A 23,323-nucleotide genomic window follows, 5' to 3' on the forward strand; every position below is an offset into this window, starting at 1 on the left:
CAATGGACGCCCTTTTCTATTTAGATGTCAACGCACTTAGTCGCGCTCCACGCACAGGGCGACACCCATGCCGCCGCCGATGCAGAGGGTCGCTAGACCTTTCTTCGCGTCGCGACGCTTCATTTCGAACAGCAGCGTGTTCAGAACGCGGCAGCCGGACGCGCCGATTGGGTGACCAATGGCAATCGCGCCGCCGTTGACGTTCACGATCGACGGGTCCCAGCCCATATCCTTGTTCACGGCGCAGGCCTGTGCGGCAAACGCTTCGTTGGCTTCGACCAGATCCAAATCGTCAACCGACCAGCCTGCTTTCTCCAACGCCTTGCGAGAGGCATAGATCGGACCAACGCCCATGATCGACGGGTCCAGACCGGCGGTGGCGTAGGATGCGATACGCGCCAGAGGTTCGATCCCGCGCTTTTCGGCGTTCTCGGCAGACATCAGCAGGGTCGCTGCAGCGCCGTCATTCAGGCCCGAGGCGTTAGCCGCAGTAACCGAGCCATCCTTGGTAAAGGCGGGGCGTAGTTTGGCCATTGCCTCCATGGTCGCACCGTGGCGGATGTACTCGTCCTTGTCCATTACGATGTCGCCCTTGCGGGTCTTGATGGTGAAGGGCACGATCTCGTCTGCGAACTTACCGGCTTTCTGCGCGGCCTCGGCTTTGTTTTGCGAGGCAACGGCGAACTCGTCCTGCATGTCACGGCTGATCTGCCATTTCTCGGCGACGTTCTCAGCGGTCTGGCCCATGTGATAGCCGTTGAAGGCGTCCCACAGACCGTCGCGGATCATCGTGTCGATGTATTTCATGTCGCCCATCTTGTGGCCGGCGCGCAGTGCGGCGGCATGGGGCGAAAGGGTCATGTTTTCTTGTCCACCAGCTGCGACGATATCAGCGTCGCCCAGTTGAATGTGCTGAGCACCCAGAGCGACAGCGCGCAGACCCGAGCCACAGACCTGGTTGATACCCCAAGCAGCGCTTTCTTGCGGCAGACCAGCATTGATATGCGCCTGACGTGCCGGGTTCTGACCCTGAGCGGCCGTCAGAACCTGACCCATGATGGTTTCACTGACCTCGCCCTTTTCGACACCGGCGCGTTCAACGACGGCTTCAAGAACGGCGGCGCCCAGATCATGTGCGGGTGTGTTTGCAAACGAGCCGCTAAAACTGCCGACACCGGTTCGTGCTGCGGATGCGATTACTACGTTGGTCATTTAGACAATCCTTTACCATCAAGGTCCTGAGGGAACCCTAACGGCGCAGATCGCAGAGGCAAGGCCCCTGTGACCGAGAGCGCCTCCTGATCCCCCGCTCCAACTGAACATGGCATAGCGTAATGCTGCAGTTGCAGCAACGGTCAGCTTGTCTCAGGGTGCCGTTGGGGCAAGTTTTCCGCGCCTAGCTGCCTGTTTGTCTGGTTTTTTCACCCTTCCAGGGGGCCGAAACAGTGGGTGCGCCAAATAAAAAACCCTGTAGGCAGTCCACGCCATTGGCCAAAAGAAATTCGGCATCTTCCTTTGTTTCGACCGATTCGGCGGTCACCAGAATTTCAAACTCCCTCGCGACGGCGACCAAAGCCCGCACGAGGGCCTGATTGTCGGGGTTGGTACTGACGCCCCGCACGAATTGTCCGTCGACCTTTGCCGCGTCGAACAGAAATTCGCGAAAATGGCGAAAGCTGAAGTTGCTGGCACCGAAATCGTCCAGAGCAAAGGCAATGCCGCGCGGTTGTAGCCGATCCATGAAATCGATCACCAGTTCTGGCACAGTCATGGCCGAACTCTCCGAAATCTCTAGGATCAGGCGTTCTCCAAGATTTGCGTCTTTCTTGAGAAACCGCTCTAGCACCCGAGAATATCGAGCGTACCCGATAGAGCGGGCTGACATGTTGATGGAAAGCCGGATTTCGGGGTTTCTGCTCAGAGTCCGCAGTCCCATTTCAAGCGCGACACAATCCAGATCGCGGCCGATCGGTGTATTTTCCAGCTGAGGCATGAAATCCCGCGCAGGAATGACCCGCCCGGTTTCGTCCAGAACACGAATGAACCCTTCGTAGAACGCCACACCATACGGGGGGTGGGCCTGCATGACGGGCTGAAAGGCCAGTTTGCATTGCTTGTGCTTCACTGCCTCGGTCGCCATCTGAACCGTAGCACTATCTCGGGATGCGACAGCCGCGTTCAGCGGGCTATCAGCGCCCTCGGGCACGTCTGCCTGTTTTCCATCACGCATGTCCTGATCACTTCCCTTCACGTCACCGGTCAGGGGCTGATTTCAGGACAAACTTATGAATCTGTGGTTAAGACGATTGAAGTCGGCAGGGATCAGCGCGAGGTTTCCCAGATTCGACCCAACGCGGCGGCGCCACCGACTACGGCGCCCATGAATCCCAGAGCGAGCATAACGAAACCCAGCGCGATGATTGAGGAAGATCCTCCGGCCAGAGCCGTCAGCATGGCCAGAACCAGACCCAGCAAACCAAGTGCGGTTGATACAGTCGTCAAACGGTTCATGTCAGCCTCCGGTTGCTCGTTACGGGTCACATCCGCTGGATATGGAATGTGAAATTCCGCTTTCAAGGAAAACGGGTATCGGATCGGCGGATTTAAGCCTGTTTTGCCTGTGTATTGGGCGTTTTGGTCTCAAATTGCTTGAACCCGGGCGTTCCACGGTCTTCCGGATGACGGACGAGGTGTCGGGCTTTGATCTGTTCCGAGTTCTCGCGGCTACCGTCATGGCTGTATCCCGGCGGTGCAAAGCAATAGGCCAGACGCTCGCGCAAGGTCAGTCCCGGCTGCGTGGCGTCGCGCCAGATGCCGACCCATTCGTGAAAGGCCACGCGCAGCGGGTTGAACGTGCCGATATTATGCACCAGCCCGTAGTCGACGCGGTCGTCCTCTTGCTCGGGGACGAAAGTGCCGAATATCTTGTCCCAGATGATGAAAACACCTGCATAGTTGCAGTCCAGGTAGCGCGCGTTTCGGCCGTGATGGGCGCGGTGGTGGCTGGGGGTGTTCATCACAGCCTCGAACCAGCGGGGCATTTTTCCGATGGCCTCTGTGTGAATCCAGAACTGATAGATCAGGTTCAGGCCGCCGCAGAACAGCACCATCGCCGGGTGGAATCCCAGTAGGATCAGCGGCGCGCGCACCACCATCATGAAGGTGAATGTATAGGTCCAGGTCTGACGCAGAGCGGTGGTAAGGTTGTAATGTTGCGAACTGTGGTGGTTCACATGGCTGGCCCAGACCCAGCGGATACGGTGGCCAAACCGATGAACCCAGTAATAGCGCAGATCATCCAGCACAAAGCACAGGATGATTACCGGGATCGAGGTGCCAAGGTTCAGCGGCGTGATCTGCCAAAGCCACATGAAGAACCCATAGGCGATGAAGCCCAACAGAAAGCCCGAGGCAATGTTCCCCGCACCCATCACCAGCGAGGTCACCGCATCCCGCGTTTCATACCGCCCACCTTTGCCCTTGACCGCGATCCATAAGAACTCTGCCAGAATGGCGGCGATGAAGAAGGGGACCGCCCATTGCACGGCATCGGGAAAGCTCACTTGGTCGGTCATGCAGGGTCCATCAAAAGTTGCCAGTGGGGGCGTTCGAAGTCATGGAGGCGAACGAGGACTTTGGGTGTGCCGAAATCGTGGAACTGAATCTCGAAACCCTCGGGGTGCTCGATCCAGTCGAAATCCAGCAGATGCCGCGCCACGGTATCGGCACCGAAAGACCACAGCAGCCCGTTACCGGTCTCGGTTCGGATCAGGGCCGAATGTTTGTCATGCGAGATTGTCACGTCGATGATCACGTCGTCTGGCGCGTGACGCAGCCATTCCGAACGCGCAGTATCGGGCGTCAGTTCGCGCACGCGCGACCGTCCCGTCAGGTGCAGCATCACAGTGATTCCGACGATCCCTCCGATCACCAGAACCAGCAGAATTTCAAACGGCATAGGGTCCTCCCGCCCGGCAGAGTGCAGAGCGGCCATGGTGCTGTCAAAGGTTGCGTCGCGTCAGCCTGTTTCGAGCGCGTCCAGTATCTCGTGCTGCACCACACGCTGGACAAAGGGCACCAACCCGTCCGGGCCGGAAGCTCTGTCTTTCAGGTGAATGCAGATGTCCGGTCTGCGGGAAGCGATGATGCCGACCATCTCACCGCGCACCTTATCGTCCAGACCCGCGCCCATGATGGCGCAGACGATGCGCGGTTCGGCATCCAGTTGCCGCCGAACCTCATCCTGATCATGCGCGCCCAGCCATTGAATCGGCATGTGATCTAACTGCCGCGCCACGTCGCCAATGACATTTGGTAGTTTTCCAATCAAAAGAACTACCGGTTTCATCAGGGCCTCCTTTTGTTGGTTACCAATTGAGAAACCGGCCCCTAAGGACCGGTTTAAGTCTAGCATAATTGAACGTTGTTTTCGGTGTTTAGTTCGAAATCGTCATAGTAACGGCTTTGCCTTTACCCTTCTCACGGGTGAAAGTGACCTGATCTCCGTCTATGGACACCTTCTGGCAGTCCTCGGGAAGCTGGTTGGTTCCAATTATGATATTCCGGCAAAAGAACCTCTTGTTCCAAACCCAAGCCCCGGTCATTTTTCCGTTCTTTCCGGCATCTCCCGTAATCTTGCCGTCTGCCGAAACCACAAGCCAGGTTTGCCCGCTCACGAGTTTCTTGCCGACAACGCTATCCATGAATAGCTTTTGCTTCTTGATGTCTTTGGCGTTTGCGATCGCGACTGTAATCAAAAGAACGCTGACCGCTGCGGTCAGGATGGCAAAGGGCTTCATAGCTATTCCCCCACAATTGAAAGGTGGGAGAATAGCACGAATCGCCGATTTTTTGCGCGTTTGCCTTAGCCTTCAGCTTCCACCAGCGCCGCAATAATCGCCTTGGCGCTGTCAGAATTCCACTCGGCGTCACCTATCAGACGGGCGATTTCATTACCGTCAGGATCCAAAATGACGGTAATCGGCAGAGCGACGACACCCAACTCGCGGGCAACAGCCGATTTGGGGTCCTGATGGCGGGGCAGGTTTTCGATACCGTTTTCCGCGAAGAACTTCTTGATCCCAGCAGGCGAGTTGCGCCCGGTCGCTAGTGTCAGAACCTCGAACTTGTCGCCGCCGAACTCTTCTTGCAACTCTGCGATCTGGGGCATTTCCTTGCGGCAAGGCGCACACCACGTGGCCCAGAAGTTCAGCAGAACGTATTTGCCCTTGTAGTCCTCAAGTGTCCCGACGCCACCTTCATCTTCCAGTTGGAATTCGACCGGTGCGATCGGCTTCGGCTCTTTATGCAGGATCAATCGCTTTAGTGTGCCGTCGCGCAGCGGGTCCAGAGTTTCCGCATCCGTGGCCAAAGCCGCGTTTGCACCCAGCGCAAGGGCCATATAAAGGGGGATCAGACGAAATAGGCGCATATCAACTCCGGGTTTTCTTACATGACCGATCAATCCTCGAACCAGATGTGGGGCGGCCGCTTTGCCGCCGGTCCAGACGCGATCATGGAGGCGATCAATGCCTCGATCGGGTTCGATCAGCGGATGGCAGCCCAGGACATTGCAGGCTCGCGCGCCCATGCCGCGATGCTGGCGGCCACAGGCGTTATTACTGATAGTGACGCTGAAGCTATTCGGGAAGGGCTGCTCACCGTTTTGTCAGAAATTCAGAACGGAGAGTTTCAGTTCTCGACGGCGCTGGAAGACATCCACATGAACGTCGAAGCGCGTCTGAAAGAGGTGATCGGTGAACCAGCAGGCCGTTTGCACACAGGCCGGTCGCGGAATGACCAAGTGGCGACCGATTTCAAACTGTGGGTGCGCGATCAACTGGACGCGGCTGAGAGCGGCTTGCTGGCGCTGATCCGCGCGCTTTTGGCGCAGGCTGAGGCCGGGGTTGATTGGGTCATGCCCGGCTTTACTCACCTGCAAACCGCGCAGCCAGTGACATGGGGCCATCACATGATGGCGTATGTCGAGATGTTTGGCCGTGATCTGAGCCGTGTCCGCGATGCCCGCGCCCGTATGAATGAATCTCCGCTGGGCGCTGCGGCGCTGGCAGGGACCTCTTTCCCCATCGACCGCGAAATGACCGCCAAGGCGCTGGGCTTTGACCGCCCCGCCGCCAACTCGCTGGACGCGGTCAGCGACCGTGATTTTGCGTTGGAGTTCCTGTCGGCGGCTTCGATCTGCGCCGTGCACCTGTCGCGCTTTGCTGAAGAACTGGTGATCTGGTCCTCGGCCCAGTTCCGGTTCGTGACCCTTTCGGATCGGTTCTCAACCGGTTCGTCGATCATGCCGCAGAAGAAAAACCCTGATGCAGCGGAGCTGATCCGCGCCAAGGTGGGTCGGATTTACGGTGCCAATACCGCGCTGATGATGGTGATGAAGGGCCTGCCACTGGCCTATTCCAAGGACATGCAGGAAGACAAAGAACAGGTCTTTGACGCCGCCGACAACTGGATGCTGGCGCTGGCCGCGATGGAAGGCATGGTCAAGGACATGACCGCTAACCGCGAAAGCCTCGCCGCCGCTGCCGGGTCGGGTTTCTCGACCGCGACCGATCTGGCCGACTGGTTGGTCCGAGTGCTGGGCCTGCCGTTCCGCGATGCGCACCACGTAACGGGATCGCTGGTGGCAATGGCCGAGGGCAAGGGCTGCGACCTGCCGGACCTGACCCTGGAGGACATGCAATCGGTCCACGCCGATATCACGGATGATGTCTATTCTGTCCTTACAGTCGAAAATTCGGTAAACTCGCGTCAGTCTTATGGCGGCACGGCACCAGATCAGGTGCGGGCCCAAATCAAGCGGTGGAAGGCGCTGGTGTGATGTTTTTTCTGCGCATAGCAGTGATCGTGGCGACCGGATTCGCTTTGGCAGGTTGTGGTGCCGATGGGGAGCCGGTGCAGCCAACCGCAAGCCTGGGTGTCGGCGTTGGCTCCAGCGGAACCCATGTCGGCGGAGGCGTCGGTCTGCGGCGCGGAGGTCTAGGGATTTATTTGGGCGTCTAACGCCCGAGTTGTTTTTTACCAACCGCATGCCCATTTTCTGGGCATGACCGGCCTTGCGCCAGAACTCCTGTTAAAGAAGACCTCTATGAGAACTACCGGCTTGATACTGACCCTCGTCGTGCTCGCGGCCTGCGATCCTTCTTACAAACCTAGCCCCGAACCTGAAACGAATTCGGGTGGGTCCGGCGTGTCGATCTCGGGCTACGGACGGGTTGGCGTGTCGACAACCAAATAACGAAATTTACTAGCCTATATAGAGCCGTTGGCCCGATGACACCGTGCAGATTAGGTGTTCTGTTGGGGGTACCTTCATCTCTGGAACGGGCGTGTCGTACACGCGTAAAACCTCGTGTCTGAAATTTTGGAACGTTAACCTCCGGGGTATCTGCTTCGGAAAATGATGCCGCAGCATTCGGACATTAACGCACTCACTGATGGATCGGTCGTCGGGACGGTCCGCATGGCGAAATTAGGCACCGGTGATGGTCCTCGGTTTTTCTATGCCATTTGGAAGAACCCCCGGTTGCACACTGTATCGGAATTCGACTGGCAAACCGTTCATGACCGATGAACATTCCGCCAAGTTTGAAACCGCCGGGCGCATATCTAAAAATTCTGGAACAGCCTTCGCGAAGAGGCAAAACTGCACAGGCGATCTAATTCTATTGCAATTGATCTTGCGCTCGACCGGGTGTTGCATCTAGTCGAGTACCCATGGATCACTTTCTCTACCGCGACGGCGCGCTGCACGCCGAGGATGTCCCGATTTCCGAAATCGCTGCCGCGGTCGGAACGCCGTTTTATGTCTATTCGACGGCGACCTTGTTGCGGCATTTCCAACTGTTCGATGACGCGTTGGAGGGTACCGACCACCTTGTTTGCTATGCAATGAAGGCGGCCAGCAACCAGGCGATCCTGAAAACGCTGGCGCAGGCGGGGGCCGGGATGGATGTGGTCTCGGGTGGCGAGTATCTGCGCGCCAAGGCGGCAGGTGTCCCGGGCGACAAGATCGTGTTTTCGGGCGTCGGCAAAACCGCCGATGAAATCCGGACTGCGCTGAGCGGCGGTATCCGCCAGTTCAACGTGGAATCCGAGCCTGAGATGGAAGTGATCAACGCGGTCGCGCTGGAATTGGGTGTGGTTGCGCTGATCACCGTTCGGGTTAACCCGGACGTGGACGCCAAAACCCACGCCAAGATCGCGACCGGCAAGTCCGAGAACAAGTTCGGCATTCCGATCGCGCGCGCGTCCGAAGTTTACGCCCATGCGGCCACCCTGCTGGGTTTGGAAGTGATCGGTATCGACGTCCATATCGGTTCGCAACTGACCGAGTTGGAGCCCTTCGAGCTGGCCTATACCAAGGTTGCCGAACTGACCGAGCAATTGCGTGCCGAGGGGCACAATATCCGCCGTCTTGATCTGGGCGGCGGGCTGGGCATTCCCTATACCCGCGCCAATGACGCCCCCCCTCTGCCGGTGGAATACGGCGCGCTGATCAAGAAGACGCTAGGCCATCTGAATTGCGAGATCGAGATCGAACCCGGTCGCCTGATTGCAGGCAATGCCGGTCTGATGGTTAGCAAAGTGATCTATGTTAAATCCGGTGAAGGCCGCGATTTCCTGATCCTCGACGGGGCCATGAATGACCTGATCCGCCCGGCGATGTACGAGGCGCATCATGATATCGTCGCTGTTCAGGAGCCCGCTCCGGGTGTCGAACAGCAGCCCTACGACATCGTCGGTCCGGTGTGTGAGACCGGCGACACCTTTGCAAAACAGCGCAACATGCCGCCGCTGGCTCCCGGCGATCTGGTCGCGTTCCGCAGCGCCGGCGCCTATGGCGCAGTGATGGCCAGCGAATACAACACCCGCCCCCTGATCCCTGAAGTTCTGGTGCATGGGGATCAATTTGCAGTTATTCGTGAACGCCCAAGCTTTGACGAAATCATAAACCGCGATACCATACCAGAGTGGCTCTGACGCGATGACCGTGCGGGCCTGTTCAGGAGGCCCGCCTTGACCGCAAGACCGACCCTGCCGATCCCAAGACTTTCCCTGTGGCTCACGCATGCAGGAATGCTGGCCGAGCAGGTTTTGCGTGCTTTTTGGCCATTTTTCTCGATTGTCATGGCGATTCTGGCCGTTTTGATGCTGGGGTTGCAGGATCACGTCCCGGTTGAAGTGGTCTGGGCCGTAGGTGCGGTGGCAGGCCTTGGTCTGCTGACGACACTGGCTTGGGGTGTTCGGCGATTCCACCTGCCCGACCGGGCTGAGGCGCTTATGCGGTTAGATGAATCCCTGCCGGGACGCCCAATTCAGGCGTTGGTGGACGATCAGGCTATCGGCGCGATGGATGTGGATTCGGTTGCTCTTTGGCAAGCGCATCAGTCCCGTATGGCGCAGAAGGTAGCGCGGGCTGAACCGGTCAGACCTGATCTGAGGTTGGCGGACCGAGATCCGTATGCGCTGCGCTATTCCGCCTTGTTGGCGTTGGTGATTGCCGTACTGTTTGGGTCTGTCTGGCGTATTGGCTCCGTGGCAGAAATGACGCCGGGCGCGGCCGTCGCCGGGCAGGGGCCTAGCTGGGAAGGTTGGGTGGAACCTCCGCGCTATACCGGACTGCCGACGTTGTACCTGGCGGACCAGTCCGACCCGACATTGTCGGTACCGCAAGGCAGCCGTGTCACATTGCGATTCTACGGAGAGGTCGGCGCCCATAGCCTGACCGAGACCACCTCGCCTTTGGGCGCACAAAGCGCGACCGAGCCGGAACAGGAATTTGTTACCGAACGCTCGGGGCAGTTGGTGATTGACGGTCCCGCAGGACGGGATTGGACCTTGAACATCATCGCGGACACGCCACCGCAAATTGCTGTGGCCGATAGTGCCGAAGCTGAGGCTGGCGGACAAATGAAACTGCCCTTTGCCGCCAGCGACGACTACGGCGTCGTTTCCGGTTCAGCTGTGCTCGAGTTGGATTTACCTGCCGTCGATCGCCGCTATGGCTTGATGGCCGAGCCCGAACCGCGTGACGTGATTGAGGTTGAGTTGCCGATGCCGATCACCGGCGATCGGGCTGATTTCACCGAAGACTTTATCGAGGATTTCTCACAGCACCCTTGGGCCCATCTGCCGGTGAAAATCACTCTGATGGCGCGAGATGCAGCGGATCAGGAGTCTCAGTCCGAACCTTATACGACCAAGCTTCCTGCGCGCCGGTTTTTTGATCCGCTGGCTGCGGCAGTGATTGAACAGCGGCGCGACCTGCTCTGGACGCGCCAGAACGCGCCGCGGGTTGCGCAGATTCTGCGCGCAGTCTCGCACTTGCCCGAAGATGTCTTCCGCTCGGACACCGCGTACCTACGCTTGCGCGTGGCCCTTCGCCGGTTAGAGGCTTTTACCGACTATGGGCTGACCCAAAATCAGCAGGAAGAAATTGCGCAGGCGTTATGGGATTTGGCCGTCATTATCGAAGAGGGCACGCTGGCTGATGCGTTGGAGCGTATGCGCCGGGCACAGGAACGTCTGTCCGAGGCGATGAAAAACGGCGCTACCGATGAAGAGATTGCCGAGCTGATGCAGGAATTGCGTGAGGCGACACAGGATTACCTGCGTCAGCTTCAGCGCTTGGCACAGGAAAACGGTGATTTTGACGAAAACCAGCAGGGCCAGAACGGCGAAACCATGCAGATGACGCAGGACGACCTGCAACGCATGATGGACCGAATTCAGGAATTGATGGAACAGGGCCGCATGGCCGAGGCGCAGCAGGCGCTGGAAGAGTTCCAACAGATGATGGAGAACATGCGCATCACCCAAGGCCAGGGTCAGGGCCAGCAGTCCGAGGGCCAGCAGGCGATGGAGGGGTTGGCCGAAACCCTGCGCGAACAACAGGGCCTCAGCGATCAGGCGTTCCGCGACCTGCAAGAACAGTTCAACCCTGGCGCACAGGCCGGTGAAAGTGAGGGCAACGAAGGTCGCAGTGGCGGCCTGGGTCGTGGCCAGAGCCACGAGGGTCAAGGCGGCCAGGGTCAGGGCACTGATCAGGCGGATGGCGGTGGTCAACAAGGCCAGGGCTCGCTGGCTGATCGTCAGCAGGCGCTGCGTGATGAGCTGGGACGACAGCAACAGAACCTACCCGGTGCCGGAACGCCCGAAGGCGAAGCTGCGCGCGATGCGCTGGGACGTGCCGGCCGTGCTATGGACGAGGCTGAAGATGCGCTGCGCGGCGATGACCTGGCCGAAGCTATCGACCGCCAGTCCGAAGCGATGGAAGCCCTGCGTGAAGGCATGCGCTCATTGGGTGAAGCTTTGGCCCAGAACCAGCAGAACCAGCCGGGTCAGGGTTCGCAAGAAGGTGATATGCAGGCCACCAACCGCGATCCGCTGGGCCGCAGTCCCGGCGCGAACGGATCGATTTCGACCGATGACAATCTGCTACAGGGCGAGGATGTCTATCGTCGCGCGCGGGAATTGCTGGACGAAATCCGCCGCCGCACCGGTGAAACGGACCGCCCTCAAATCGAGTTGGAATACCTTAAACGCCTATTGGAGCGGTTCTAACCGAGTTAGTTCTGTGCTGCACCCGAGGTCTGCGTCTCAAGCCATATCCGCGCCTGATCTACCAACGAGACATACGGTGTCAGGATCGGTTCAGCTTGCGGGACGGCTTCACTGATCTTCTGAGCGTTGCCGTAAATCAGCAGCAGGATAACGCCCACAATCAGAACTAGCGCAAATCCGCGCAAGAACCCGCCGCCCGATCTGTGGGGCGTGAGGTCCTCGACCTCGGGTTTAGCGTTATCGCTGCGCAGGCTGGAATTGATCGCCTCAACATCCGGCAATGCGCCCTTTTGGCGTATATTCGCAGGGCGTTCCGAGGGAGGCACGTATTCGACCGAGCGTTTGGGTTCGGGATCAGGCGGGGCGTCCAGCGCCAGATCGGGCTGGATTTCAAGGCTGCCGCCTTCCTTGGCACGCAGGTCCGCTTCTCGAGCGGCTTCTTCCTTGAGGATATTGGCGACTGCCGGGTCGATACTTTTGCTGCCAGCTTGTGTTTCGGGTTCCGGCGCAGGCTCTGCCGCAATTTCGGGGGCAGGAGCGGGCGCTTCCTCTACCGCTTCAGGTTCTTCAAGCTCCGCTTCAGGTTCAGGCGCTGGGGCTTCCTCAGCAACCGGTTCAACCGCTTCTTCGGGCAACGGCTCCGGGTGCTTTGCCTGAAACCAGGTCTTCTCGCAGTTCGAACACTGAACGTCGCGGCCTTCTTCCGGAATAACCTCGTCTGGCACTTCGTACTGAGCACCGCAATTCGGACACGTAAGACGCATACTGCCTCCTGCTCGGGACCTGGGCCCGATAATAGTTTTTTTAGGGATGATATTCCGTTAAGGCCTGACCGCAAAGGGTGTTTTCGGTTTCGCAGCATAAGTGTCACCAATTCGACCCGGTGCAGGCATTGAAACCATAACCGCGCTCGGGCAAGAAGGGCGTCAACTAAAACGGGGGCCCCTGTGATCGAGCTGGAAAATGTCAGCTACACCTATGGCGGTGGAGAACTTCTGAGTGACGTTTCCCTGCAGTTGCAGCCGGGATCGTTTCACTTTCTGACCGGTCCGTCAGGTGCGGGTAAAACTACCTTGCTCAAGCTCTGCTATGGCGCGTTGCTGCCCACATCGGGCCGGCTCAGCGCTTTTGACGAAGACATTGCTCGGTTGGATCGCGATCAGATGGCCTTTTTACGTCGCCGCATCGGTGTTGTTCATCAGGATTGCCGGTTTCTGGATCATATGACCGTGGCCGAGAATGTGGCCTTGCCGCTGATGGTGTCGGGACAAGCCGAGACTGCAAAGCGAGAGGATTTGAGCGAATTGTTGTCCTGGGTTGGGTTGGGATCTCGCCTGGACGCGCATCCGCCGGAACTGTCGGGGGGTGAGCGTCAGCGCGCCGCGCTTGCCCGCGCTGTGATCCTGTCGCCGGATGTGGTGCTGGCGGATGAACCGACCGGCAACGTTGATTGGGAGATGTCACAACGTCTGCTGCGCCTGCTGGTCGAACTGAACAAGATGGGCAAAACCGTGCTGATCGCCACCCATGACCTGAGCCTGATCCGCGCTGCCAAAAGCCAGGTGCAGGCGCGCGTTCTACGAATCTCGCAGCGTCAGATTCAACTGGCGGGGGCGGATCTATGAGCAAGGGAATGATCCGGAACCTGCTGCAAAGGGATGCACGCGCCGACCGCGTCGTGCCGCCCACCGGCTATACCGCGCATCTGACTCTGTTCGTGTCAGGCGCGATGGCTTTTCTGGCGGTGTTTGCGTTGGCCTTGTCTCTGGCCTCCGGGCGGGTGGCAGATCGTTGGGCGACTGAACTGGCCGGGGCTGCGACCTTGCGCATCAACGCGCCCGCAGATCAGCTTGCGGCCCAGACCGAAGCTGCCTTGACCGTATTGGGCCAAACCCCCGGCATTGCCTCGGCCCGGGCATTGACGACCGAGGAACAGGCCGCGCTGCTGTCCCCTTGGTTCGGACCCGACTTGCCGTTGGATACGTTACCTATCCCTCAACTGATCGAAATCATCGAAGGTGAGCCGGGACTGGATGCCGCCGGTCTGCGTCTGCGGCTTGGGGCTGAAGTGCCTGGTGCGGTGCTGGACGATCACACCCGTTGGCGTGAACCGTTGGTGGATGCGGCGACCTCACTGCGTCGGCTGGGCTGGGTTTCGATCCTGCTCATAGGTGGGGCGACGGCCGCAATGATCACGTTGGCGGCAAATGCTTCGCTGGCCGCCAATGCGCAAATCATTGAGGTGTTGCGTCTGGTCGGTGCCCGCGACCGGTTTATCGCTCGGGCTTTTGTCCGGCGTTTTACTTATCGGGCTTTCTTCGGCGCTGTGGTCGGGGTTCTGCTGGGCATGACCGGCGTGCTGCTGCTGCCCGAAGCCTCGGATGAGGGCGGGTTTCTGACCGGTCTGGGGTTTCAGGGAATCGGCTGGCTGTTGCCCGCGCTGATCCCCCTGCTGGGCGCGGCGGTTGCCTTTTTGGCAACCTGGACCGCTGCCAGCCGTAAATTGAAGGAGCTTTCGTGATGGCCACAGCATTTCAGTGGGTCCGTTCACTGATTTTCATGATCGTGATCTATGTTTGGATGCTGATTCTGGGCATCCTGTTTGCCCCCTACGCCCTTTTTGCCAAACGCGGCGCGTTGCGGGCCTGCAAAACCTATGCGCGCACGACCTTGTGGCTGGCCCGTTGGATGGTCGGCATTCGCACTGAGGTGCGTGGCGCGGTGCCGGAGGACGAAGTTGTGATCGGTGCCAAGCACCAATCCTTTCTTGACATCATCATCATTTTCGACGCGATCCCCCATGGCAAGTTCATCATGAAAAAAGAGCTGCTTTGGACTCCGGTCATCGGCATGTACGCCCGCCGCCTCGGCTGCATCCCGGTTGATCGCGGTAAAAAAGGCGCGGCGGTGGCCAAGATGGTCAAGGACGTCGCCAAAGAGTTCACGGAGCCCGGGCAACTTGTGATCTACCCTCAGGGGACCCGTGTCGCTCCGGGAGTACAAAAACCATATAAGGTGGGCACTGCCGTTCTTTATGAAGGATTGGGTTTCCCCTGTGTTCCCGTGGCCACCAACGCTGGTGTTTTCTGGCCGCGGACGGGTGTTCTGCGTAAACCCGGTTTGGCTATTGTTGATTTTCTTGATCCGATCGAGCCTGGTGTTGCGCGCCATTCGTTTCTCGGTCGATTGGAAGACGTGATTGAAACACGATCCAACGCATTGATGAAAGAAGTGGGGTTTGATCCGGATGGACTTCATTGAAGATATCGAAACGCTCGAAGGGCTTTATGGTACACCCAGCGCACCGGCACTGCAGAAAGTCGCGCGCAGCCTAACGCCGTTGTACCGCGAATGGATATTGGCGTCGCGTCTGTGCATCCTCAGCACAGTAGGGCCCGAGGGCGTCGATGGCAGCCCGCGAGGCGATGACGGTCCTGCCGTGCTCGTGCTTGACCCCAAAACGCTGGCCTTGCCGGATTGGCGCGGCAACAACCGATTGGATTCGTTGCGTAATATCGTGCGTGATCCGCGCGTGGCGTTGATGTTTCTCGTGCCCGGATCCAACAATGTGGTGCGCGTGAACGGTACTGCACGGCTAACGGCAGATACGGGTTTGCGTGCCCGGTTCGAGAAAGATGGCAAACAGCCGGCCACGGTTGCCGTCATCGAAATCTCCGAAATTTACACGCAATGTGCCCGTGCGATGATGCGAGCTCAGACGTGGTCATCGGGTGACGAAAGCGTCAACCTCCCCACTATGGGCGAGATTTTGGCTGAGGTGAGCCGGGGTGAGGAAGGTGGCAAACGCTACGACGCGGAATGGGGCGCACGCGCCGCTCGAACCATGTGGTAGCCACGCGGCGTTCGCGTCTAACCGATAACATTACCGACAAGAAGCGTGGGCTGCACATTGGTGAAGTTGGGTAAATCTCCCATGACCGGCCCACTCGCAGCCATCGCGGCATCCCTTGCATCCTGAGTTGGAAAGACGATGCTGGCGATGGCATAAAAACCCGGTGGTGTGTCCGGTCCGCCTGCAACCCCTTTTGTCACCAGAGTCCTGTCAATAAACGCTCCGAGATGTTCCCCGACAATCTTCATATGGGTGTCGGCGTAATAGTCATAGTCGAAATGAGTGTCATCCGTAATCGGGTACAAAACCTGAAGGGTAACGGGCATCTACTCATCTCCATTTCTTACAGCAGTCGAAACAACCTTGTTCGCAAAGTGTTGTCGATCATAAAGTAAGGCGACCAATTGGTCGCCTTCTATTTGTCCAGAGATGGCGGAGCGTTAGCTGTGTATCGGCCCATCTCCACAGGCCAGCGCAGCCTCACGCACGGCCTCGGAATAGGTCGGGTGGGCATGGCAGGTCAGGGCCAGATCCTCGGCCGAGGCGCCAAACTCCATCGCGACACAAACCTCGTGGATCAGGTCACCCGCTGCCGGGCCGATGATATGCGCGCCCAGAATGCGGTCCGTGTCCTTGTCGGCCAGGATTTTGACGAACCCGTCAGCGGCGAAGTTCGCCTTGGCGCGGCCGTTGCCCATGAACATGAACTTACCGACCTTGTAGGAACGGTCCTGCGCCTTGAGCGTCTCTTCAGTCTCGCCCACGTTTGCCACTTCGGGCCATGTGTATATCACGCCCGGAATGACGCCGTAATTGACGTGGCCGTGCTTGCCCGCGACCTGCTCGGCGGCGGCCATGCCTTCGTCTTCGGCCTTGTGCGCCAGCATAGGGCCTTCCGTCACGTCGCCGATGGCGTAGATTCCGGGTACGTTGGTCTGCCAGTCAGCACCAACCTTGATCTGGTCGTGCGGAGTCATCTCAACGCCCAGAGCTTCAAGATCCAGACCGTCCGAAAACGGCTTGCGGCCGGTAGCAACCAGTACGGTGTCGGCGTCGATCACGTGTTCGCTGTCATCCTTACGCAGCTTGTAGGTGACTTTGGCTTTGGTCTTTGTGGCCTCGGTCTTCTGCACCGCCGCGCCCATGATGAATTTCAGACCCTGCTTTTTTAGAATACGCTGGAAGGTCTTCTGCACTTCGGGGTCCATACCCGGAGTGATCACGTCGAGGAATTCGATCACTGTCACCTCGGCGCCCAGACGCTGATAGACCGAGCCCAGCTCCAACCCGATCACACCTGCGCCGATGACGACCATCTTCTTCGGGATCTTGCCCAACGAGAGTGCGCCGGTCGAGGTCACGACGACCTTTTCGTCCACTTCAACGCCGGGCAGAGAGGCGGGCTCGGAGCCAGACGCGATGATGATGTTCTTGGCCTCGTGGACCTCATCACCCACCTTGACCTTACCTGCGGCGGGGATCGAGCCCCAGCCTTTCAGCCAGTCGATCTTGTTCTTCTTAAACAGGAACTCGATGCCCTTGGTGTTGCCCTCGATGGTTTCTTCTTTGTAGGCCTGCATCTGCTTCCAGTCGACCGAGGGGCTTTTGCCCTTCAGACCCATCTTGGCAAAGTTATGCTCGGCTTCGTGCAACTGATGGCTGGCATGCAGCAGCGCCTTGGACGGGATACAGCCCACGTTCAGGCAGGTGCCACCCAGCGTTTCGCGCCCTTCGACAACGGCTGTTTTCAGGCCCAATTGAGCGCAGCGAATAGCGCAGACATAGCCGCCGGGGCCAGCGCCGATTACGATGACGTCGTAGTTTGCCATTTTATTCTCCTAAAACCCAAGGAACTAACCTTGAAAGGCGCGGCCATAGAAAGATGGCCTGCGCGATATTCTCCTAAACTGGCGTCAGGACTTTGACCTGAATATGCGCTACGCCACCACGTTCGTGGTGCATGGCCAGTTCCTCGGATTCGATAAAGCTCTGGGCGCGGTCCAGATCCGTGATCTCGAACAGGGCCACCGCATGATCCTTTTGTTCCGGGTCCTTCCAGATGTGGAGGTCGCGGATACCCGCAGCCTCCCGCATCTTTTTGTCTTCTTTAAACACCTTCAGCCAGACATCGAAATCGGCCACATCGGCTTGCCACAATACATGAGTTGCCATGATTACAGATCCATCAACAGGCGGCGCGGATCTTCCAGCGCCTCTTTCACACGAACAAGGAACGTCACCGCGCCTTTGCCGTCAACAATCCGGTGATCATAAGACAGAGCCAGATACATCATCGGGCGGATCTTGATCTCACCATTGATGACCATCGGGCGGTCCTGAATCTTGTGCATCCCAAGAATGCCAGATTGCGGGGGGTTCAGGATTGGCGAGGACATCAGCGAGCCATAGACGCCGCCGTTCGAGATGGTGAAGGTGCCGCCCTGCATTTCCTCCATGCTCAGCTTGCCGTCGCGGGCACGTTTGCCTTTCTCGGCAATCGCCTTTTCGATGGCAGCGAACGACATGCTATCTGCGTCGCGGATGACCGGAACCACAAGACCCTGCGGTGTACCGGCAGCAACGCCCATATGTACGAAGTTCTTGTAGACGATGTCGGTGCCGTCGATTTCCGCGTTCACCTCGGGCACTTCTTTCAGTGCGTGACAGCAGGCTTTGGTGAAGAAGGACATAAAGCCCAGACGCACACCATGCTTTTTCTCGAACTGGTCTTTGTACTGGCTGCGCAGGGCCATCACTTCGGTCATGTCCACCTCATTGAAGGTGGTCAGGATTGCAGCGGTGTTCTGCGCATCCTTCAGGCGCTTGGCGATGGTTTGGCGCAGACGAGTCATGCGCACGCGTTCCTCGCGGCCCGCGTCCTGAGCGGCAACCGGCGCGCGTGGTGCCGGAGCCGCCGGGGCAGGGGCCACTGGCGCAGGAGATACCGGGGCGGAGGATGCCGCCGCGACCGCGCTGACCACGTCTTCTTTCATGATCCGCCCATCGCGTCCGGTGCCGCGGACCTGATCGGCTGACAAGCCTGCTTCGGCCATGGCTTTCTCTGCAGAGGGCGCGTTGGCAATGTCTTTGCCACCGGCTGAGTCACCACCACCTGCAACTGTGGCCGCGACTGCCGGTGCCGGGACAGCGCCAGCTGCGGCACCAGAGATAACCGCCAGCTTGGCACTTGCGTTCACGGTTGCGCCTTCGGGGGCTACGATTTCCGCCAACACGCCAGCGGCCGGTGCGGGAACCTCGACCGAGACTTTGTCCGTTTCCAGTTCACACAGCATTTCGTCCTGTGCCACAGCGTCACCAACCTGTTTGAACCAGGTGGAGACAGTGGCCTCGGTGACGGACTCACCCAAGGTGGGAACCATCACATCGACGCCACCACCACCTGCGGTCGGAGCGGGCGCGGCAGCCGGGGCTGGTGCTGCGGCCGGGGCCGGAGCAGCACCTTCGCCTGCAGTGATGGTGGCGAGCAACGCATCAACGCCTACGGTTTCGCCTTCAGCGGCGACGATTTCACCCATCGCGCCAGCGGCGGGGGCCGGAACTTCGACGGTCACCTTGTCGGTTTCAAGCTCACAGAGCATCTCATCCACGGCCACGGCATCGCCGGGCTTCTTGAACCAGGTCGCAACCGTGGCTTCGGTCACCGACTCGCCAAGCGTGGGAACACGAACTTCTATCGTCATCGCTTATTTTCCTTCGATGCTCAGCGCTTCGTTCACGAGCGCCTCTTGTTGGGCTTTGTGTTGGCTGGCCAGACCCGTCGCAGGCGAGGCCGAGGTTGCGCGACCGACATAGCGCGGCCGTGTGTGTTTGGCGCCGATACGGGTCAGCACCCATTCGATATTGGGTTCGATAAAGGTCCAGGCACCCTGATTCTTGGGTTCCTCTTGGCACCAGATCATCTCGGCCCCTTTGAAACGCTCTAGCTCGTTGATCAGCGAGTGCGCGGGGAAGGGGTAAAACTGCTCAATCCGCATCAGATAGACGTCGTCGAGGCCACGTGCGTCGCGTTCTTCCAGAAGGTCGAAATAGACCTTGCCCGAACACATCACCACGCGCTTGATCTTGTCGTCTTTGACCAGCTTGGTTTCCGAGTTTCCTTTCTGCGCGTCATCCCACAGCACCCGGTGGAAGCTGGAGCCGGTGGTAAAGTCCTCGGCCGTGCTGACTGCCAGCTTGTGGCGCAACAGCGATTTAGGTGTCACCAGGATCAGCGGCTTGCGGAAGGTGCGGTGCAACTGTCGGCGCAGAATGTGGAAATAGTTCGCGGGTGTCGTACAGTTCGCCACGATCCAATTGTCCTGTCCGCACATTTGCAGGAACCGTTCAAGACGTGCGGACGAGTGTTCCGGGCCTTGTCCTTCGAACCCGTGCGGCAACAGCGTCACCAAACCGGACATCCGCAGCCATTTGCTTTCGCCCGAACTGATGAACTGGTCGAACATGATCTGCGCACCGTTGGCGAAGTCGCCGAACTGAGCCTCCCACAGAGTCAGCGCATTCGGTTCCGCCAGCGAGTAGCCGTATTCAAAGCCCAGCACCGCGTATTCGCTCAGCATCGAGTCGATCACTTCGTATTTCGACTGACCCTCGCGGATGTTGTTCAGCGGGTAATAGCGCTCTTCGGTTTCCTGATGAACAAAGCCGGAATGACGCTGGCTGAAAGTACCGCGCGTGGCGTCCTGACCGGACAGGCGCACAGGATACCCCTCGGTCAGCAAGGAGCCGAATGCCAGCGCTTCACCGGTGGCCCAGTCAAAGCCCTTGCCGCTGTCGAACATTTGTTTCTTGTGATCCAGCAGACGGGCAACGGTCTTGTGAACCGCAATATCCGCCGGGGCATGTGTCAGTGCTTCGCCGACTTCGGCCAGAGTGTCCGGCGTAATGGCGGTTTCGCCGCGGACGTATTCTTCTTTGTTCTTGTCCAGATGTGACCAGCGCCCGTCCAGCCAGTCGGCCTTGTTGGGTTTATAGTCTTTGCCGGCCTCGAACTCATCGTTCAGGTGGGCCTGGAAGGCGGCTTTCATATCCTCGATTTCACCCTCGGGGATCAGGCCGTCTTTGACCAAACGCTCAGTATACAGGCTAAGCGTGGTCTTATGGGTTTTGATCTTCTTGTACATGATCGGGTTGGTGAACATGGGCTCGTCGCCCTCGTTGTGACCAAACCGGCGATAGCAGAAGATATCGATGACCACATCCTTGTGGAACTTCTGGCGGAACTCGGTTGCCACCTTGGCGGCGTGCGTCACGGCCTCGGGGTCGTCGCCGTTCACGTGGAAGATCGGAGCCTCAACCATAAGTGCGATATCCGTCGGGTACGGGCTGGACCGCGAGAAGTGTGGCGCGGTGGTGAAGCCGATCTGGTTGTTCACCACGATATGCATGGTGCCGCCGGTCTTGTGCCCACGCAGGCCCGACAGGCCAAAGCCTTCGGCCACAACGCCTTGACCGGCAAAGGCCGCATCCCCGTGCAGCAGGATGCCCATCACCTTGGTACGGTCCGTATCGTTCAACTGATCCTGCTTGGCGCGGACCTTGCCCAGAACCACCGGGTTCACAGCTTCGAGGTGCGAGGGGTTGGCCGTCAATGACAGGTGAACCGAGTTACCGTCGAACTCACGGTCGCTGGAGGCGCCGAGGTGGTATTTCACGTCGCCTGAGCCATCCACGTCTTCGGGTTTGAAGCTGCCGCCCTGGAATTCGTTGAAGATGGCGCGATAGGGCTTGCTCATCACGTTGGCCAGGATGTTCAGGCGGCCCCGGTGCGGCATACCTATGACAATGTCACTCAGTCCCAGCGCACCGCCGCGCTTGATGATCTGCTCCATCGCAGGGATCAGTGCTTCGCCGCCGTCCAGACCAAAGCGCTTGGTGCCCATGTATTTGACGTGCAGGAACTTCTCAAAACCTTCGGCTTCGACCATCTTGTTCAGAATCGCCTTTCGGCCTTCCTTGGTGAAGGCGATTTCCTTGCCATAGCCTTCAATCCGTTCCTTCAGCCAAGCGGCCTGTTCCGGGTCCGAAATATGCATGTATTGCAGCGCGAAGGTGCCGCAGTAGGTTCGCTTCACAATGTCGACGATCTGGCGCATTGAGGCCATCTGCAGACCAAGGACATTGTCGATAAAAATCGGTCGGTCCATGTCGGCTTCGGTAAAGCCATAGGTCTTGGGATCAAGCTCGGGATGGGTGCTGGCCGCACGCATGCCCAGCGGGTCCAGATTGGCGGCCAGATGGCCCCGGATCCGATAGGCCCGGATCAGCATCAGCGCCCGCAGGCTGTCCAATACCGCGCGTTTAATTTGGTCTTCGCTGACCTGAACACCTTTGTCCGCCGCTTTTTCCTTGATCTTCTTGCCAGCGGCCTTGGCGTCGATCTCAGCCCATTCGCCGGTCAGCGCACCTGTCAGATCATCCGCCGGCATCGGAGGCCAGTCGGTGCGTGCCCAAGACGGTCCCTCAGCCTCTTTCTGAACGTCCGGCGTGGCGTCACCCATAGCCTTAAAGAACTCGGCCCAGGCGGCATCCACCGCGCCGGGGTCCTTGGTGTACTGGGCATAAAGCTGCTCCAGATACTCGGCATTGTGCCCCTGCATAAAGCTTGAGGCGTGAAACGCGGAATTGGGCGTATGTTCGGTCATTGGGCTACCTCATGTGGGTTGGGACCGTATTGATTGGTGCCTGGTTGGCTGGGGCGGGTCAGCCACCACAGGACCAGGAGGGGCGACACAAACAGGATCAGCAGTGTCGGAATGACGATCAGCAAAGTGGCGCGGGTGAACAGAATGTCCAGATTGCCACCGTGCTGGAAGCTGGAGGCAAGGCCGATGCCAAAGAAAAGCACTGCACCGGCGCCGAGGATAAGCAGGATCGGCAACAAAGCATATAACCCGCTGCGCCCGGTATCATGCATCCGCCGCCACGCGACAGCCAGATGCGGGAAGAACACGATCAGGCTGACGATGCTTTGCACCGGCTGAGAGGACGTTGCGGTGACGGATTTTATCTCGTCGCTTTCACTGACCGAGACCTGCGTGAAGAACTGCCAGTCGATGATGCTGGCGATAAAGCTCCAGATCACGATGAACAGGAAAAAGAACCAGTATTCGGGCCGCGAGGCACGACCCGAGAAAGTGAAGAACTTGGAGAAACAGGTGCGGATGGCGTCGGAGAAGGTCATTTCGATCTCTCCGGTTTTTTTGCAGTAAAAGTCGAGTAAACGGATGAAACGTTAACCTCATAGTCCGATGCAACCGAAATACGCTCCGAATTTAGGACAGCAGCGTTCAGGTTCCGTTCGAATCCGTTACTTTCGAAAGACTTGGGTCGTAGACGATAGATGGGCGGCAATGTATTGGGGTCTTTCCCAGAATCACCAAGCAATCGATTAAAAGTAACTGGAGAGTCTTCCTCTTTCAGTGCAAGCACACAGTGAATATGCCCATAGGTCTCGTGCGCAAAACTATCAATTCGTAAAACGCTTCCCGATTGCTCAAGAACAAACCAGCGGTCTTTCTTTTGTGAGCCATCAATAATCTGCAGATTTCGAATTCCCGCTGCATTTTTGAGAGCTAGTTTCCACGTACTTGCGATACGTTTGTTCGAGTAGTCGCCATAACCAAGGTGATTAACAAGATATGTGGCGGCATATGATTGTATCTCACGGTCATCAAGGCTCGCAGGTACACTGGGTGTCCAGCCAATCTGGATGAGAGAGTCGGTCACCGTCGCCAGATCGGTAGTGGCTTGGCAAGCGGCCACGGTCTTCGACACCAGTTGCGAGTTTTCGGCAATAGCCGGGACGGTTGTGGCTGCCGTAAAGGCAGCCACCATGCCAAACAGGAATTTCCGGCTACTGTTCAC

25 protein-coding genes are annotated in these 23,323 nt (G+C 58.5%); 9 read left to right on the forward strand and 16 right to left on the reverse strand.

Going from position 1 to position 23,323, the window contains the following annotated elements; translation table 11 throughout:
* Positions 1 to 36 precede the first annotated feature (36 nt).
* The 8 genes from ABLN94_RS12590 to ABLN94_RS12625 all read right to left on the reverse strand — a co-directional run bounded on the left by ABLN94_RS12590 (position 37) and on the right by ABLN94_RS12625 (position 5,431).
* Positions 37 to 1,212, reverse strand: coding sequence for an acetyl-CoA C-acetyltransferase (locus tag ABLN94_RS12590; RefSeq protein ID WP_170488653.1), 1,176 nt, complete (start codon positions 1,210 to 1,212; stop codon positions 37 to 39).
* 184 nt (positions 1,213 to 1,396) lie between these two features.
* Positions 1,397 to 2,230, reverse strand: coding sequence for an EAL domain-containing protein (locus ABLN94_RS12595; protein WP_170488655.1), 834 nt, complete (start codon positions 2,228 to 2,230; stop codon positions 1,397 to 1,399).
* 92 nt (positions 2,231 to 2,322) lie between these two features.
* On the reverse strand, positions 2,323 to 2,511 hold the full coding sequence (locus ABLN94_RS12600; RefSeq protein WP_170488657.1) for a hypothetical protein: 189 nt from the start codon (positions 2,509 to 2,511) through the stop codon (positions 2,323 to 2,325).
* A gap of 92 nt (positions 2,512 to 2,603) precedes the next feature.
* Positions 2,604 to 3,575, reverse strand: a complete 972-nt coding sequence (locus tag ABLN94_RS12605; protein WP_352992822.1) for a sterol desaturase family protein — start codon at positions 3,573 to 3,575, stop codon at positions 2,604 to 2,606.
* On the reverse strand, positions 3,572 to 3,958 hold the full coding sequence (locus tag ABLN94_RS12610) for a hypothetical protein (protein ID WP_352992823.1): 387 nt from the start codon (positions 3,956 to 3,958) through the stop codon (positions 3,572 to 3,574). The genes ABLN94_RS12605 and ABLN94_RS12610 overlap by 4 nt, the downstream gene beginning before the upstream one ends.
* A gap of 60 nt (positions 3,959 to 4,018) precedes the next feature.
* Complete coding sequence (locus ABLN94_RS12615) at positions 4,019 to 4,348, reverse strand: hypothetical protein (protein WP_170488663.1); 330 nt, start codon at positions 4,346 to 4,348, stop codon at positions 4,019 to 4,021.
* A gap of 88 nt (positions 4,349 to 4,436) precedes the next feature.
* A complete protein-coding gene (locus ABLN94_RS12620) occupies positions 4,437 to 4,799 on the reverse strand; it encodes a hypothetical protein (protein WP_352992825.1) in 363 nt (120 codons plus the stop codon).
* Between the two features lie 65 nt (positions 4,800 to 4,864).
* Complete coding sequence (locus ABLN94_RS12625; RefSeq protein WP_352992826.1) at positions 4,865 to 5,431, reverse strand: TlpA disulfide reductase family protein; 567 nt, start codon at positions 5,429 to 5,431, stop codon at positions 4,865 to 4,867.
* Positions 5,432 to 5,452: 21 nt separating this feature from the next.
* On the opposite strand from ABLN94_RS12625, the gene argH reads away from it, so the two are divergent.
* From argH to ABLN94_RS12650, 5 genes are all read left to right on the forward strand, one after another.
* Positions 5,453 to 6,841, forward strand: coding sequence for an argininosuccinate lyase (gene argH / locus ABLN94_RS12630; RefSeq protein WP_352992827.1), 1,389 nt, complete (start codon positions 5,453 to 5,455; stop codon positions 6,839 to 6,841).
* A complete protein-coding gene (locus ABLN94_RS12635; protein WP_352992828.1) occupies positions 6,841 to 7,023 on the forward strand; it encodes an argininosuccinate lyase in 183 nt (60 codons plus the stop codon). Before argH ends, ABLN94_RS12635 begins: the two co-directional genes overlap by 1 nt.
* An 85-nt stretch (positions 7,024 to 7,108) precedes the next feature.
* Positions 7,109 to 7,258 (forward strand): hypothetical protein, encoded by a 150-nt coding sequence (locus ABLN94_RS12640; protein ID WP_352992830.1) that lies wholly within the window; start codon positions 7,109 to 7,111, stop codon positions 7,256 to 7,258.
* A 479-nt stretch (positions 7,259 to 7,737) separates the two neighbouring features.
* A complete protein-coding gene (gene lysA, locus ABLN94_RS12645) occupies positions 7,738 to 9,003 on the forward strand; it encodes a diaminopimelate decarboxylase (RefSeq protein WP_352992832.1) in 1,266 nt (421 codons plus the stop codon).
* A 36-nt stretch (positions 9,004 to 9,039) separates the two neighbouring features.
* A complete protein-coding gene (locus tag ABLN94_RS12650) occupies positions 9,040 to 11,586 on the forward strand; it encodes a TIGR02302 family protein (RefSeq protein ID WP_352992834.1) in 2,547 nt (848 codons plus the stop codon).
* A gap of 5 nt (positions 11,587 to 11,591) precedes the next feature.
* On the opposite strand, the gene ABLN94_RS12655 is transcribed toward ABLN94_RS12650, so the two are convergent.
* A complete protein-coding gene (locus ABLN94_RS12655; protein ID WP_352992835.1) occupies positions 11,592 to 12,350 on the reverse strand; it encodes a zinc-ribbon domain-containing protein in 759 nt (252 codons plus the stop codon).
* Between the two features lie 183 nt (positions 12,351 to 12,533).
* On the opposite strand from ABLN94_RS12655, the gene ABLN94_RS12660 reads away from it, so the two are divergent.
* Genes ABLN94_RS12660 through ABLN94_RS12675 form a run of 4 tightly spaced genes read left to right on the forward strand, consistent with a single transcriptional unit; the run spans position 12,534 to position 15,439 of the window.
* A complete protein-coding gene (locus ABLN94_RS12660; RefSeq protein ID WP_352992837.1) occupies positions 12,534 to 13,211 on the forward strand; it encodes a cell division ATP-binding protein FtsE in 678 nt (225 codons plus the stop codon).
* Positions 13,208 to 14,107 carry a cell division protein FtsX gene (locus ABLN94_RS12665; protein ID WP_352992838.1) on the forward strand — a complete coding sequence of 300 codons (900 nt, stop codon included), beginning with the start codon at positions 13,208 to 13,210 and terminating at the stop codon, positions 14,105 to 14,107. The genes ABLN94_RS12660 and ABLN94_RS12665 overlap by 4 nt, the downstream gene beginning before the upstream one ends.
* Complete coding sequence (locus ABLN94_RS12670) at positions 14,107 to 14,847, forward strand: lysophospholipid acyltransferase family protein (RefSeq protein WP_352992839.1); 741 nt, start codon at positions 14,107 to 14,109, stop codon at positions 14,845 to 14,847. Before ABLN94_RS12665 ends, ABLN94_RS12670 begins: the two co-directional genes overlap by 1 nt.
* The gene (locus ABLN94_RS12675; RefSeq protein WP_352992841.1) at positions 14,834 to 15,439 is read left to right on the forward strand and encodes a pyridoxamine 5'-phosphate oxidase family protein; all 606 of its coding nucleotides are present in this window, start codon (positions 14,834 to 14,836) and stop codon (positions 15,437 to 15,439) included. The genes ABLN94_RS12670 and ABLN94_RS12675 overlap by 14 nt, the downstream gene beginning before the upstream one ends.
* A gap of 17 nt (positions 15,440 to 15,456) precedes the next feature.
* Here ABLN94_RS12675 and ABLN94_RS12680 read toward each other — a convergent pair whose 3' ends face one another.
* The 7 genes from ABLN94_RS12680 to ABLN94_RS12710 all read right to left on the reverse strand — a co-directional run bounded on the left by ABLN94_RS12680 (position 15,457) and on the right by ABLN94_RS12710 (position 23,323).
* On the reverse strand, positions 15,457 to 15,765 hold the full coding sequence (locus tag ABLN94_RS12680) for an EthD family reductase (RefSeq protein WP_352992843.1): 309 nt from the start codon (positions 15,763 to 15,765) through the stop codon (positions 15,457 to 15,459).
* A gap of 114 nt (positions 15,766 to 15,879) precedes the next feature.
* Positions 15,880 to 17,268, reverse strand: coding sequence for a dihydrolipoyl dehydrogenase (gene lpdA / locus ABLN94_RS12685; RefSeq protein WP_352992845.1), 1,389 nt, complete (start codon positions 17,266 to 17,268; stop codon positions 15,880 to 15,882).
* Between the two features lie 73 nt (positions 17,269 to 17,341).
* Positions 17,342 to 17,611: a hypothetical protein gene (locus ABLN94_RS12690; RefSeq protein WP_170488688.1), complete on the reverse strand. Its 270-nt coding sequence runs from the start codon at positions 17,609 to 17,611 to the stop codon at positions 17,342 to 17,344.
* 2 nt (positions 17,612 to 17,613) lie between these two features.
* Complete coding sequence (gene odhB / locus ABLN94_RS12695; protein WP_352992847.1) at positions 17,614 to 19,140, reverse strand: 2-oxoglutarate dehydrogenase complex dihydrolipoyllysine-residue succinyltransferase; 1,527 nt, start codon at positions 19,138 to 19,140, stop codon at positions 17,614 to 17,616.
* Between the two features lie 3 nt (positions 19,141 to 19,143).
* Positions 19,144 to 22,101, reverse strand: a complete 2,958-nt coding sequence (locus ABLN94_RS12700; RefSeq protein WP_352992849.1) for a 2-oxoglutarate dehydrogenase E1 component — start codon at positions 22,099 to 22,101, stop codon at positions 19,144 to 19,146.
* Positions 22,098 to 22,640 (reverse strand): DUF805 domain-containing protein, encoded by a 543-nt coding sequence (locus ABLN94_RS12705; protein ID WP_352992851.1) that lies wholly within the window; start codon positions 22,638 to 22,640, stop codon positions 22,098 to 22,100. Before ABLN94_RS12705 ends, ABLN94_RS12700 begins: the two co-directional genes overlap by 4 nt.
* Positions 22,637 to 23,323 carry a hypothetical protein gene (locus ABLN94_RS12710; RefSeq protein ID WP_352992852.1) on the reverse strand — a complete coding sequence of 229 codons (687 nt, stop codon included), beginning with the start codon at positions 23,321 to 23,323 and terminating at the stop codon, positions 22,637 to 22,639. The genes ABLN94_RS12705 and ABLN94_RS12710 overlap by 4 nt, the downstream gene beginning before the upstream one ends.

The organism is Ruegeria sp. SCP11 (assembly GCF_040329455.1).
GTDB lineage: Bacteria > Pseudomonadota > Alphaproteobacteria > Rhodobacterales > Rhodobacteraceae > Ruegeria > Ruegeria atlantica_E.

Bases quoted from the DNA above. Each gene is read 5' to 3' on its own strand.
- ABLN94_RS12590 (WP_170488653.1), bottom strand. From the start codon at position 1,212: ATGACCAACGTAGTAATCGCATCCGCAGCACGAACCGGTGTCGGCAGT.
- ABLN94_RS12595 (WP_170488655.1), bottom strand. From the start codon at position 2,230: ATGCGTGATGGAAAACAGGCAGACGTGCCCGAGGGCGCTGATAGCCCG.
- ABLN94_RS12600 (WP_170488657.1), bottom strand. From the start codon at position 2,511: ATGAACCGTTTGACGACTGTATCAACCGCACTTGGTTTGCTGGGTCTG.
- ABLN94_RS12605 (WP_352992822.1), bottom strand. From the start codon at position 3,575: ATGACCGACCAAGTGAGCTTTCCCGATGCCGTGCAATGGGCGGTCCCC.
- ABLN94_RS12610 (WP_352992823.1), bottom strand. From the start codon at position 3,958: ATGCCGTTTGAAATTCTGCTGGTTCTGGTGATCGGAGGGATCGTCGGA.
- ABLN94_RS12615 (WP_170488663.1), bottom strand. From the start codon at position 4,348: ATGAAACCGGTAGTTCTTTTGATTGGAAAACTACCAAATGTCATTGGC.
- ABLN94_RS12620 (WP_352992825.1), bottom strand. From the start codon at position 4,799: ATGAAGCCCTTTGCCATCCTGACCGCAGCGGTCAGCGTTCTTTTGATT.
- ABLN94_RS12625 (WP_352992826.1), bottom strand. From the start codon at position 5,431: ATGCGCCTATTTCGTCTGATCCCCCTTTATATGGCCCTTGCGCTGGGT.
- argH (WP_352992827.1), top strand. From the start codon at position 5,453: ATGACCGATCAATCCTCGAACCAGATGTGGGGCGGCCGCTTTGCCGCC.
- ABLN94_RS12635 (WP_352992828.1), top strand. From the start codon at position 6,841: ATGTTTTTTCTGCGCATAGCAGTGATCGTGGCGACCGGATTCGCTTTG.
- ABLN94_RS12640 (WP_352992830.1), top strand. From the start codon at position 7,109: ATGAGAACTACCGGCTTGATACTGACCCTCGTCGTGCTCGCGGCCTGC.
- lysA (WP_352992832.1), top strand. From the start codon at position 7,738: ATGGATCACTTTCTCTACCGCGACGGCGCGCTGCACGCCGAGGATGTC.
- ABLN94_RS12655 (WP_352992835.1), bottom strand. From the start codon at position 12,350: ATGCGTCTTACGTGTCCGAATTGCGGTGCTCAGTACGAAGTGCCAGAC.
- ABLN94_RS12665 (WP_352992838.1), top strand. From the start codon at position 13,208: ATGAGCAAGGGAATGATCCGGAACCTGCTGCAAAGGGATGCACGCGCC.
- ABLN94_RS12670 (WP_352992839.1), top strand. From the start codon at position 14,107: ATGGCCACAGCATTTCAGTGGGTCCGTTCACTGATTTTCATGATCGTG.
- ABLN94_RS12675 (WP_352992841.1), top strand. From the start codon at position 14,834: ATGGACTTCATTGAAGATATCGAAACGCTCGAAGGGCTTTATGGTACA.
- ABLN94_RS12680 (WP_352992843.1), bottom strand. From the start codon at position 15,765: ATGCCCGTTACCCTTCAGGTTTTGTACCCGATTACGGATGACACTCAT.
- lpdA (WP_352992845.1), bottom strand. From the start codon at position 17,268: ATGGCAAACTACGACGTCATCGTAATCGGCGCTGGCCCCGGCGGCTAT.
- ABLN94_RS12690 (WP_170488688.1), bottom strand. From the start codon at position 17,611: ATGGCAACTCATGTATTGTGGCAAGCCGATGTGGCCGATTTCGATGTC.
- odhB (WP_352992847.1), bottom strand. From the start codon at position 19,140: ATGACGATAGAAGTTCGTGTTCCCACGCTTGGCGAGTCGGTGACCGAA.
- ABLN94_RS12700 (WP_352992849.1), bottom strand. From the start codon at position 22,101: ATGACCGAACATACGCCCAATTCCGCGTTTCACGCCTCAAGCTTTATG.
- ABLN94_RS12705 (WP_352992851.1), bottom strand. From the start codon at position 22,640: ATGACCTTCTCCGACGCCATCCGCACCTGTTTCTCCAAGTTCTTCACT.